General features: G+C 27.7%; 11 protein-coding genes. 3 read left to right on the top strand and 8 right to left on the bottom strand.

The window, feature by feature from the left end; all coding sequences use genetic code 11:
• Positions 1-105 precede the first annotated feature (105 nt).
• From ACKU3H_RS11215 to ACKU3H_RS11235, 5 genes are all read right to left on the bottom strand, one after another.
• Positions 106-1,683: an AMP-binding protein gene (locus ACKU3H_RS11215; RefSeq protein WP_320033949.1), complete on the bottom strand. Its 1,578-nt coding sequence runs from the start codon at positions 1,681-1,683 to the stop codon at positions 106-108.
• Positions 1,684-2,877: a glutamate mutase L gene (locus ACKU3H_RS11220; protein ID WP_320033950.1), complete on the bottom strand. Its 1,194-nt coding sequence runs from the start codon at positions 2,875-2,877 to the stop codon at positions 1,684-1,686.
• Positions 2,874-4,238, bottom strand: coding sequence for a methylaspartate mutase (locus tag ACKU3H_RS11225; protein WP_320033951.1), 1,365 nt, complete (start codon positions 4,236-4,238; stop codon positions 2,874-2,876). Before ACKU3H_RS11225 ends, ACKU3H_RS11220 begins: the two co-directional genes overlap by 4 nt.
• Complete coding sequence (gene glmS, locus ACKU3H_RS11230; RefSeq protein WP_320033952.1) at positions 4,235-4,648, bottom strand: methylaspartate mutase subunit S; 414 nt, start codon at positions 4,646-4,648, stop codon at positions 4,235-4,237. The genes ACKU3H_RS11225 and glmS overlap by 4 nt, the downstream gene beginning before the upstream one ends.
• 74 nt (positions 4,649-4,722) lie before the next feature.
• Positions 4,723-5,760 (bottom strand): HAMP domain-containing sensor histidine kinase, encoded by a 1,038-nt coding sequence (locus tag ACKU3H_RS11235; RefSeq protein WP_320033953.1) that lies wholly within the window; start codon positions 5,758-5,760, stop codon positions 4,723-4,725.
• Between the two features lie 65 nt (positions 5,761-5,825).
• On the opposite strand from ACKU3H_RS11235, the gene ACKU3H_RS11240 reads away from it, so the two are divergent.
• The 3 genes from ACKU3H_RS11240 to ACKU3H_RS11250 all read left to right on the top strand — a co-directional run bounded on the left by ACKU3H_RS11240 (position 5,826) and on the right by ACKU3H_RS11250 (position 7,195).
• Entirely contained in the window at positions 5,826-6,572 is a 747-nt protein-coding gene (locus ACKU3H_RS11240; protein ID WP_320033954.1) for a response regulator transcription factor, read from the top strand.
• A 72-nt stretch (positions 6,573-6,644) separates the two neighbouring features.
• On the top strand, positions 6,645-7,013 hold the full coding sequence (locus ACKU3H_RS11245; RefSeq protein ID WP_320033955.1) for a response regulator: 369 nt from the start codon (positions 6,645-6,647) through the stop codon (positions 7,011-7,013).
• Positions 7,014-7,024: 11 nt separating this feature from the next.
• The gene (locus ACKU3H_RS11250) at positions 7,025-7,195 is read left to right on the top strand and encodes a hypothetical protein (protein ID WP_320033956.1); all 171 of its coding nucleotides are present in this window, start codon (positions 7,025-7,027) and stop codon (positions 7,193-7,195) included.
• A gap of 21 nt (positions 7,196-7,216) precedes the next feature.
• Here ACKU3H_RS11250 and ACKU3H_RS11255 read toward each other — a convergent pair whose 3' ends face one another.
• From ACKU3H_RS11255 to ACKU3H_RS11265, 3 genes are all read right to left on the bottom strand, one after another.
• Positions 7,217-7,717 carry a gamma carbonic anhydrase family protein gene (locus tag ACKU3H_RS11255; protein WP_320033957.1) on the bottom strand — a complete coding sequence of 167 codons (501 nt, stop codon included), beginning with the start codon at positions 7,715-7,717 and terminating at the stop codon, positions 7,217-7,219.
• Positions 7,718-7,799: 82 nt separating this feature from the next.
• The gene (locus ACKU3H_RS11260; RefSeq protein WP_320033958.1) at positions 7,800-10,388 is read right to left on the bottom strand and encodes a M14 family zinc carboxypeptidase; all 2,589 of its coding nucleotides are present in this window, start codon (positions 10,386-10,388) and stop codon (positions 7,800-7,802) included.
• A 3-nt stretch (positions 10,389-10,391) separates the two neighbouring features.
• The gene (locus ACKU3H_RS11265) at positions 10,392-11,894 is read right to left on the bottom strand and encodes a helix-hairpin-helix domain-containing protein (protein ID WP_320033959.1); all 1,503 of its coding nucleotides are present in this window, start codon (positions 11,892-11,894) and stop codon (positions 10,392-10,394) included.
• Between the last annotated feature and the right edge of the window lie 9 nt (positions 11,895-11,903).

Here is an 11,903-nt window from a genome sequence, read left to right on the forward strand (position 1 = left end):
TTATTTAAAAAATTATAGATTAAAAAAAGTGAAAAAAAATAGACCTAGGTCAAGAAAAAGAGAAAATTTAAAATTTATGTACAGTAAAAATACTGTACATAAAAACTAATTTAAAGTATCTAAAAGTTCAGCTTTTAAATCTTCTTTGTTGATTTTATTCCTATCACTAGGAACTAAAGGTAGAGATTTTTTATAAATAATCTTTGTTGGAATCATATACGAAGCAAGGTGTTTTTTTAATTCAAAAGTGATCTCTTTAGGAGCTAATTCACTTCTTGAACTATATACCATCACAATCTCTTCTTCTATTTCAGCATTTGGAATAGAGAATATTGCGCATTGTTCTATAGTTGGAAGATTTTTTCTTACAACAGATTCTATCTCAAGTGGACTAACTCTAAAACCTCTAGTTTTAATCATATCATCACGTCTTGAAACAAAATAAAAATATCCCTCTTCATCTTTATATACATAATCACCAGTTGCAACAACTATCTCATCTCTTAATTGTCCCTCTAGGTTAATTACATCTTTTAGAATTTGTATAGATTTAAATCTTTGAGAAGTCTCTTCAGGAGCATTCCAGAAACCTTTGTAGATATATCCACCTCTATGGATAAGCTCTCCAACTTCCCTTGGTTTACACTCTTTCCCCTCTTCATTAACCACATAAAGTTCTACTCCTGGAATTGCTTTTCCAATAGACTCTGGTCTAATATTTATTTGAGAAGGTTCTAAATATGTTGATCTAAAGGCTTCTGTTAAACCATGCATAGAATAAAATTCAACATTTTGAAAGTATTTCTTCACTTTTTGTACCATTTTTAATGTTACATTACCACCTGAAGAAGTGATTGTTTTAATATTTGATAATAACTCAGGACTTGGAAGCCTGTGTTCATCTTCATCAAACATAGATGTAATAGTTACAGGCATTAGTGCAACTACTGTAACTTCATCATTAATTAAATGATTGAAAAAATCTCCTGGTAAAATAAACCTATGTAAAGCTAAAGTTGCTCTTTTGTATAAAGAACAAAAAATTTGATTTAATCCATAATCTAAATTAAAAATCAATATCCCTGATAATACATCATCTTCTTCTAATTTTAGATATTGAGAAACTACTCTTGCACTATCAATTAGATTTCTGTGTGATATAACAATACCTTTTGGGGTTCCTGTAAGTCCAAATGAATAAGTGATAACAGCATTATCGTGACCATTTACCTCACATGTATAAGGTTTATTATAGTATTTAAATATCTCTTCAAAAGATGCAATATCTTTATGTGTAGTTTCATAAGAGATTATATGTCCATCAAAAGCAATCTCTTCAATAGATTCAAGTTTGATTCTATCAGTTATAATACATCTAATATCACAATCATTAATAATATACTCAACTTGTTCACTTTTAAGGAGTCTTGTAAGTGGTACAAGTACATAATTGGTAGATAAAATGGCAAGTATTGCTATAACTTGGTCAATACTTTTTTTAGAATAAATTCCAATTCTACTCCCTTTTGGAAGATCTAATTCATTTAGATAAAAGGCTACTTGATTTACCTTTGTAAAAAGCTCTTTATATGTAATACTCTTATCATCATGTTTAATTGCAATCTTATCAGGATGTGATAAGTTTGCATCTTCTATAAGTGCTCTAATACAATTAATTGACATCTACTCTCCTTTATTCATACCCAAAGTCCAGATATCGTAATTTAAATCCATTACAACAGCTGGGTTATGGCCTGAGTTTAATATTTTTTTATAGAAGAATGAAACAATATCTTCTATCTCTTCTTTTTTTAATACTTTTGTAATTCCACCTGTTAAAACAATAGAATTTAAAGATAAAAGTTTTAAATTTATATAAGCTTTTCTGAAACTAGAAACTTTACATAGTACTAAGAATATCGCAAGTTGCATTAAAATTCTTGTTGCTTTTTCACTATTTTCATCAAAAATATTTTCAGTTACTTTTAAATGTGCCAAAAGCTCATATACAAATTCATTGTTTTTTGCTGCAAAAATTAAAGATTCTTTTGATTTATAAACACCAAGTTTTTTAAATACTAATCTATCATATTCATTCTCAGTTACCATATTTTCATCAACTAAATCTTTTGAATAATGAATATCTGTTGTAGCTCCACCAATATCTATTAAAATAAATGGATTTGCAACAGCAAATTTAGTACCAACAATTGGAAGAGTTTTATTTACAATATATGGAGTAGAGTAGATTTGGTTTGAAGTGATTTCATAAAGGTGTTTAATATCCTCTTTACCCATAATATCAGCTTGATAAAGGTTTGTTAAATACTCTTTTAAATGCTCCTCTTCAACATGAAGTCTATCAGTTATAATATTTGGTAAAACAACTAGATTCTCAATATTTTCCTGTAAATAAGAACTATCTTGTTTACTTCCAACATAAACTATATTTGAGTAATTTATTTTTTCTAAATAAGAAAAAAGTTTTTCATCAAATATATTTGAGACTGAATCAATTCCACCAACAAGGATTACAACATCAATCATATCACTAGGAACAGATGTGTTTTCAATATCTTTGTATAAAACTGTATCTATAATATTAATACCAGAGTTAAAAGCAATATTTGTAGCAAACTTTAATGAAAAAGAGTTTGTAATTCCTATAATTAAAGTACTTAATCCACCATTAGCAGATGAACAGATAAAAACATCATCTTTTTTATAATTATGGATTGTATCACCACATTTGTAAGTTAAATCATCAAAAATATCTTTATTGAAATCTCTAAAATGTTGTTCCACTTTTTGAGGAGTACACACTTTAAAATATGTACTTCCCACATCTATTAATAGTTTTTCATTTATTTCACTCATTGCATAATCCCTATATCATGGATAATATCATTAACAATTGATGTTGTATCTTTTGTTAAGTCACATTTAGATCTTTCATATTCAAAACATTTGTCAGGAATAGGAACTTTTCCTCTATCTATGATTCTAATATTTTTATTTTTATCTCTAATTGTAATCATATTGTTGTGGTTAATAATATGTGGAGAGAAAGGAACATCTATAATTCCATTTTTAATAGAGTTAAATACTTTTCTCCATAATGTATCTGCATTATCATTGAATACAGCTTCCATTATTGCCATAACTTCTGCTGTTAATATCTCTTCTTCCTCTTCATCAACAATTTTAGGTAAACCACTTAAAATTCTAAGTAGATATTGAGTATTTGCAACTGTTTCAGCATTTGCTTCTTTTGTTGGAATACCTGATGCTTCTTGTTTAGTTTTTGTAATAATCTTATCAGCTCCAACCATTGAAGCAATAGCTGTACTCATACTAATTAGTTGAGTAGCATAGTTTTGATCTTCAGGAAATGCTCCCATCCATTGGTGATATACTAAATGGATTTGCGCATCACCACAATCAATCTCGTTTGCATAATATTTTGCAAGTTTTCTAATAACATTACCCATTACAATATCTTGATTCACTGAACCACTTTGAGAAAATGATACAGAGAAAGATTTAACTCCCTCTTCAAGTGATAATAACATCTCTAAAAGTTGTATTACAATAGTAATGCATGGTGGAACTAATGTTGCTGTTAAAGGACCAAAAGATTCTCTGTTTATTGGTTCATTTAGTTTTGAATAGTTTGCACATACTCTTTCTACATATTTCCAGTATAAAAATGCTTTATCTAATGGAAAGTTTTTAGAGTAGGGTAAAAGGTAAGTGATTGGACCACCTTCTATTTCAAAAATTCCCGAAGCAATTGCTGTTTCAATTAAAAGTCTAGCATCAGGAGTTCCATGTCTTAAAGATATAGGTTTATTAAAATGAGTCATCATTTTTCTTGTTGTTCTATACCCATGATTAATCAATGGATAACCATTTAGCATATCAACTTCACTCTCTTCACTAAGTCTTAACATCTTTTCTGAAGTTGCATAATCATTAAGTCTTGTATTTGAGTCAATTGTACATGGTAATACGTCTACGTTTGCTTTATCAAAAAATTCATAAAGTGCAAACATTTTATTATATGTTGGAAACCCACCCCTAGGTTGTACAAGCATTTTGTTTTTTGTTTTAAAATTATGAGAGATAAAAAGATCTTTTGAAGCGTTTTTAACAAACTCTTCAACTTCTGCAAAATCAAAATTATCTACATATTCATTACCTAATATGATTTTTCTTTCTTCTTGTAATAAACTCATTTTTTATTCTCTTTCAGAAATTTTTCTAATTCATCTAGTCCAGTATTTAAATCAACTTGATGGAATACTAAATCAAAACCATAATTTTTAAATCTTGGAACAATATCGTCAGCATTCCCTGTACCAACAACTAGATTCCCACCAATCATAAATACTACATTGTCTAAAAGAGAACCATATTTAGCTTTAAGAACTTTTACTTCTCTACACCAACCCTCTGCCTCACCATTTAAAGATGATATTAATAATATATCTGCATTTGTTTCAATCACTGCATCAACAAACTCTTCAAGATATGTATTAACTCCTAAGTTAAATACCTCAAAGCCTCTAGCTTGTAGTGATAGTTCAATTAGTCTATTAGCAACGACATGGATATCGTTACCTACTACTCCTGTTACTACTTTCATCGATTTACCTAATTTTTATTCTTTTTAAAAGGCAAGTAGGATATCTAATTTTTGGTTAGAATTTGTTTATATAACTATTTAGCAATTTTAATTCTAAAACATGCACCATTTGGAATATTACTTGCAGTTATTTGTCCATCACAATGTTTTTCAAGAATTATTTTACACATATAAAGACCAATACCAGTACCATTTTTTTTGTCTTTTGTAGAAAAATATGGATCAAAAATCTTATCAAGAATCTCTTCTCTTATTCCACCTGCATTATCAGACACCTCTATTATTTGATAATAATCTTCATCTTTATAATCTACTGTTACAAAAGCATTAGATTTTATTTTTTGTTCTTTAAAAGCATCTTTTGAATTATTAAATACATTTAAAATAACTTGTAATAACTCATTTTTAAAAATATATATTTTAGGCAAATTCTTTTTATTATTGATAATTTTAATATTATTGTTTTCAAATGCTTTTTCTATCATCTCCAAGCTGTTGTCAATAACTTCATCTAAACTAACTGCTTCTTTCTCTTTTTTTGTTTTAAAAAAATTTCTAAAATCATCTATTGTTGTTGACATATAATTTAGATATTTATCAATATCTGTTAGTTTCTTATTAAAAACATCTTTTTCATACTTTTCTAAATTTACTCTAAATTTAAGATTTGAAGTAGCTGCTGCAATTGATGATAAAGGTTGCCTCCATTGATGGGCAATCATTGATATCATTTCACCCATAGCTGCCATTCTTGATTGTTCTAATAACAACATCTCTTTCTTTTTTAATTCAGTTAAATTTTGTATAAATACTAATTTATAAACTTCATCTTTAAAATCTATATCTTTTATTTTAATAATGGCAGGAACAATTTTCGCATTTTTAGAGACAAGTGATACCTCTTCAAAAACCTCATTATTGTATTCTAAATATTTTTTTTGTACATTTGGTATTAGTATCCCCGTAGCAAGTTTACCTACAACTTCATTTTTATCTTTATAATCAAGAATATTTAACATGGAATTGTTTATATCTTCAATAAAACCATCTTTTATAATTAATATACCCTCAATGGTATTGTTTAAAAGCTCTTTAAAAAATCTCTTTTCCATTTTTTGCCTATTAATAAAATAAATTATATTATAGTATAATTTATTAATTCTTTTTTGGAGCTAAAATGGTTGATTATGTATTGTTTGAAAAATATGCTAAAGATATAAAAGTTCTTTTTGTTGAAGATGATGAAAATATTATAAAAGAGACTTCTGAACTTTTAGGTTTAATTTTCAATCATGTTGATATAGCAAGAGATGGAAAAGAAGGAATTGAAAAATATTTACTATTTAGACAAGAAAATGATTCTTATTATGATTTAGTTATAACTGATATTAAAATGCCAAATATGGATGGTATTGAAATGTCTAAATTAATATACAAAGAGAATAAAGAACAACTTTTAATAGTATTATCAGCGCACAGTGAAACTAAATATCTTTTAGAATTAGTAAATATTGGAATCTCTCATTTTATAACAAAACCTTTAATATATGATAGTTTTGTTCATGTTTTATATACAAAGTTAAAAGAATATTATGAGTCACATAATACAATACAAAAAGAGTTTTCACCTATCTTGAGAATAAATGAAAACCTTTCTTGGAATAAAGAATCAAATGAACTATTAAAAGAGAATGAGCCTGTTAAATTGACAAGAAAAGAATTACTACTTTTAGAAATACTATTTAAATATTGCGAAAAAACCCATACGGTAGATGAAATATTAAATTTTATTTGGGCAGATGATTCAAATACTGCACCTGATATTTCAAACTTAAAAAACATAATTTCTAGATTAAGAAAAAAAATTCCTGAGCTCGATATTGAAAATGTTTATGGTTTTGGATACAGAATTAACCTAAAATAATACTATTTCTTTAAAAATAATACTATTTTGATACTATTGCTTAATATACTTCTAATATATAAGGAGTCTATTATGGATTTTAAAGATTTTACAGTCCTTTATGTAGAAGATGAAGGTGTTATTAGATCAAATGTAGAAAAATGTTTAAACTATGTGTTTAATGTTTTAGTTGCAAAAGATGGACAAGAGGGATTAGAACTTTTTAACAACAATAAAGTTGATTTGATTATTACTGATGTATATATGCCAGAAAAAGATGGTATAACTATGTTATCAGATATTAAAGAGATCAACCCAAGTGTTCCTTGTATAGTTACATCAGCTTATGATCCTAAACTATTTGATCAATCTTGTGCATTTGAGTCGTGTGATTATATTAGTAAACCTTTTGATATAAAAGAGTTATTAAATAATTGTCTTAAGTCATTAGAGGTAATGTAGAGGTAAAAAAGATGAAAAAGTCAATCTTATTTTCATTTATTAGTGTTATATTTTTTTGTGCTTGTAGCAATAATGAAATATCTAAAGAAGAATGTCTAAATAAAGGTATGACTTATAAATATAAGACTGTACTTAACTATAGAACAGGTGAATATGAAAATAAGTTTGTATGTACTAAATAAGCACAAAGAAAATCTTTATGCTTAGGTATACTCATTTTTATATTCAACATAGTGTTGGGCATGTTTTATAAGTTTTTCTACATCCTCATCTGTTAATTGCTTAACAACTTTTGCAGGACTTCCCATAATTAAACTTTTAGGTGGAAATACTTTTCCTGAAGTAACAAGAGAATTAGCTCCCACAATTGAACCTTCACCAATAACAGCATTATCTAAAATAGTTGCACTCATTCCAATTAAACAATTATTTTCAATTTTACAGCCATGAAGCATAACCTTATGACCAATAGTAACATTATCCCCTATAATTGTCTGAGTATCAACATCTGTGTGAATCATTGATAGGTCTTGAATGTTTGAATTTTTTCCAATTCTAACACTATTAACATCCGATCTTATAACACATTGAAACCATACTGATGAATTTTCTCCTATCTCTACATCACCTATAACATCAGCACTATGTGCAACCCAAGCAGTTGGATCAACTTTTGGGTAAAATTCTTTAAATTTCATTAACATTTTAAGTCCTATTGTTGATTTAAAAAAAATTATTATAGCTTTTGAAATTGAAAATTGCAAGGAGCAAAAAAAGAGTAAACTCTTAATTTGCTTTATATTCAATAATTACAGGTTCTGAGTAATTTGGTACTTCATCATAGGTAAATAATGCGTAATACTTATCTATATCTTTTGCTCCAAAATCATCAAAAGTGTAATTATCCATTCCCGCATAAAGTTTTTGTCCATCGTGGGTAGAGTAGGGCTTTCTAAAGGCATTTTTTATAACTTTTACACCTTTTAGGTCTGAATTTTTTGGATTATCCCAAGTAAGTTTTATTTTTCCATTCTCTTTTGTAAGTTTTGCATTTGTAACTTTTTCAATTGGGTATCTTCTTTTTGGAATATATTCAATAATTAATTTTGGAGATAAATTTTGATTTTTTATCTCCCATGATACTTTTTTATTTTTTATAGATTTTTGAGAAGAGGTTGGTTTTAAAACAAATGCAATATCCGATTTATCTTTTAGTTTTTCATTTAAATTTATTTCTGAATAACTATCGAAAGGAAAATATTGAGTTTGATTGTTTTTTAATTCAGCAGCACTAACATCAAATCCAATTGTTTGGATAATCTCTCTATTTGTAATACCATTATAATCTTTATCAATATTCTCATCAACAAACTCTAAATGAAATCTAATATCATCTTTAATATAGATATTTGTTGAGTTTAATTCAAAATAGGCTTTTGTAATCATCGTATAATCAAAAGTTGGAAGAGATGAAAGGTTAAATTCAAAAGTAGAATAGATCTTTTTACCTTCACTGTCAAAGCCAGCACTAACTTCATTTTCCACTACACTATCTTTTGATACTGTATAAACAGCTTTTGGGAAAAGTTCAATAATATTTGGTTTAACTGTGTATGTGATTTCTAATCTTGGTCTAAAAGGTAAACCATAACCAAATTTACCATAACCAATATCCCATTGCATCATTTGTCTTGTTCGACCAATTATTAACTCTTTTGGACCTTCTACTCTAAAAACAACTTTTCCATATTTTTCAAATACATTTTGTAAAGCTTCGCACTCAATACCTGAAAATTCCCAGCTTCTCCATATACCTTGTGTTAGTTGGTGAGATTGAGTAGGTCTTCCTACATATTTAATAATCTCCATATTATCTACATCATCAAAGTTTGTAATATCTCCCATTGTATCTTGATTTACAATACCAACATTCCATTCCCCATATTTTTCAATTGTTGTAGAAACTCTATTTATGGGATATAGATTAAATGATGCATTTTTTATTATTGTATTTTCAGCTAAGGATTGTAAACTAACACTAACTACAGCATAAGATACACCTTTGTTTTCATCAACTCCAACAAACAATGAATTTACCCCAAAATGTTTAGCATTGTCATTTAAATTTTCAGCCACATATCCTGTTTCTTTTGCCATTGCATAATAAGTTCTACTAAACTCATCATACTCTGGATCTGTTCTTAAACTAATTTGTGGATAAAATGGAGATTTTTCAAAGGTTTTTTTATTTACAACTCTAATATTATAAAAATAGTCTTTATTTGTTTCTAGATTAATATCTGTAAACTCTAAGGCTTGTGTTCTAGCAATCAAATTTGAGGTTTTACAAAAATATTTATTTCTTTTTGCTCTATATATTTCAAAAAATATATCTTCATGCTTTTCATAATCCCATTTTAACTTTACATGGTTTGATCCAATCTCTGTAATTTCAAAAGAGTTAACCCTTTTTACTGAATTGTTTTTAGAATAATTTGGAGCTTCCCTTAATGCAACCAATAAGGCTGGAATATGTTCTCTTATATTTTCATCCATATCATTCATATAATCAGATATATTTCTAGTTCCCACTTCAACAACAGTAGAGATAATATCTTTTGAATGGTAAAACTCTCTACCACTTCCTGAAATAAGTTTTGTAGGTGGTTTCCCTTGATGAATACCATATTCTCTTCCAGAAATTTTTCTTATCTCTTCTGCCATATTTGCACATAAAACATTCATATCTGTTGTATCAATAGTATCTTCATGCCTAAAATCGTGAGCTGGGAAAAATACATTACCTTGAGAGTGATAATCCAAAGCAATAGTTATATTTTCATGGGCTTCGACAAAATCTCTTAAAGCTCTTGTTTCTGGTTCACTAAATGGCTCAGGTCCTCCGTAAACATTTGATGTGGTAGAGGTTGATTTTACATATCCTATTGGAAAGTTTCTGTTTAAATCTACTCCATATGAGCCATCAGCATTTACTCTTCTATTTTTTCTCCAAAAAGAAAAATGAGTTCTTGAATACTCATACCCATCAGGGTTGGCACAAGGAACCATATAAATAGTTGATTTTTTAAGATATTTTTGTAAAGTTGGATCATGTTCAATGTTATCTAAAATATATTTTGTAAACTCTATTGCCAACTCATGGCCAATCCACTCTCTAGCATGAATTGTTCCTGTATAAAATAAAGCAGGTTTTGAATCTGCATTTTTTATATCTCCTGAGATAGTGATAAGATTTATTTCTCTTTTTTCCCAAGTATGTCCAATAGATTCTATTTTTATATTGTTAGGATATTTTTCTTGATACTCTTTAAAAATATTAGTTGATTCTTCATATGAGCGATATAATTGCTTCAAATGCTATTCTCCTACTTTTAGTCTCGATTTTAGTTGGGCAAGTTTATTTTTACCAATGCCTTCTATCTCTTTTAATTGATCAATAGATTTAAAACCTTTTACTTTTTCTCTATAGTCTAAAATAATTTTTGCAAGTTTAGCACCAATACCTTTTATCTTCTTTAAAACAGATTCATCAGCATCATTTACATCAACTCTCATATCATCAAGATTTTCATTCCAAATTTTTATCATTTGTTCATCTATTGATTCTAACTCTAATAAGTCACTTGAGTCAGTAATAACATTTTCTTTTGTATATTCATGTATCTCTAAAGCAAGATTCTCTTCCATACCATGAAGTGTCATAATATCTGTTAATGATGCACTATTAAAGTTTATTTTTTCAATAATAAGCTCATTCTTTTTTGGTGTTTTATTTAAATCTTTTTTAATAGGTAACTTTTCAGGTGCAATTGAGTCAGGAACATCACTTGGATCACTTAACTCAGCTTTTTCCATATCAAAACTATCTTTTGGATCATTTAAATACCAAGTTCCATCACAAGATGGTTTATATTTGCTAAATCCAATATGTCTCATAGTTCTTAATAGTGATGAATCGATTTTACCTAATTCTTCCCAAGAAAAAAGAGGTATATGAGGCAGAGGAAATCTTCCATTTGAGAAATCCCACATCAAATATTGACAAATCCAATCTCTAATATAAGGAAATGCTGCAAAAGCAGTTGCACATTCTAAAATATATGCTTTATCAGTTTTAGCATCTATTGCTATATCACAAGCCCAATACTCAGCCTTAGCAGCTTTACTTGCTTCTACAGCTAATTCTAAAGCATTCATTGGGATATTATCATATGACATTGAACCACCTTGTGAAGTGTTTGTAATCCATTCACCTTCTCCTGAAAATCTCCAAAATGCACAAACTGGTTTATGCCCAACTAGCATAACTCTAATATCACCTGAGTATTTTAAATCAATCGCATCTTGTGTATAGATTGGATTATATTTCTCTTTTTCTAGTAGTTTTTTTGCTTCTTTATAATTATCAGCTTTATGTACAAAATATCCACCATAATTTGAAGGACCATATGATCTTTTAATTATCTGAGGATATTTAGCTTTATTTTTTAGATAATTAAAACCTTTTTCCTTATCATAAAAGATTTTTGTTTTTGGAATAGATAAACCATATTTTTTACAAAATAGGGTAACATTTTCTTTTGATTTATTTGAAAATTGTGTTTCTAAAGATGGAACAAATCTAACATTAGGTAATTCTTTTGATATCTCAACAAATGTATCGTATGCTGTTGCAGGAATATTACCAATTAAGATATCAATCTTTTTCTTTTTTACCTCTTTTATAAATCTATCTTTATCATTTTTCCAATGATAGGTTACAGATTCAATTTTGTCAGGCCAACCTTTAAAATTAGAATGGTCAAAAAATCTTAAAACATAATCAAGATACAAAAAACCTAATTTTGGTAAATTCTTCATACAAATAGT

This window comes from Halarcobacter sp., from assembly GCF_963675975.1.
Lineage (GTDB): Bacteria > Campylobacterota > Campylobacteria > Campylobacterales > Arcobacteraceae > Halarcobacter.

Excerpts from the sequence above, each read along its gene's own strand:
- ACKU3H_RS11215 (WP_320033949.1), bottom strand. The coding sequence starts at position 1,683 with ATGTCAATTAATTGTATTAGAGCACTTATAGAAGATGCAAACTTATCA.
- ACKU3H_RS11220 (WP_320033950.1), bottom strand. The coding sequence starts at position 2,877 with ATGAGTGAAATAAATGAAAAACTATTAATAGATGTGGGAAGTACATAT.
- ACKU3H_RS11225 (WP_320033951.1), bottom strand. The coding sequence starts at position 4,238 with ATGAGTTTATTACAAGAAGAAAGAAAAATCATATTAGGTAATGAATAT.
- glmS (WP_320033952.1), bottom strand. The coding sequence starts at position 4,648 with ATGAAAGTAGTAACAGGAGTAGTAGGTAACGATATCCATGTCGTTGCT.
- ACKU3H_RS11235 (WP_320033953.1), bottom strand. The coding sequence starts at position 5,760 with ATGGAAAAGAGATTTTTTAAAGAGCTTTTAAACAATACCATTGAGGGT.
- ACKU3H_RS11240 (WP_320033954.1), top strand. The coding sequence starts at position 5,826 with ATGGTTGATTATGTATTGTTTGAAAAATATGCTAAAGATATAAAAGTT.
- ACKU3H_RS11245 (WP_320033955.1), top strand. The coding sequence starts at position 6,645 with ATGGATTTTAAAGATTTTACAGTCCTTTATGTAGAAGATGAAGGTGTT.
- ACKU3H_RS11250 (WP_320033956.1), top strand. The coding sequence starts at position 7,025 with ATGAAAAAGTCAATCTTATTTTCATTTATTAGTGTTATATTTTTTTGT.
- ACKU3H_RS11255 (WP_320033957.1), bottom strand. The coding sequence starts at position 7,717 with ATGTTAATGAAATTTAAAGAATTTTACCCAAAAGTTGATCCAACTGCT.
- ACKU3H_RS11265 (WP_320033959.1), bottom strand. The coding sequence starts at position 11,894 with ATGAAGAATTTACCAAAATTAGGTTTTTTGTATCTTGATTATGTTTTA.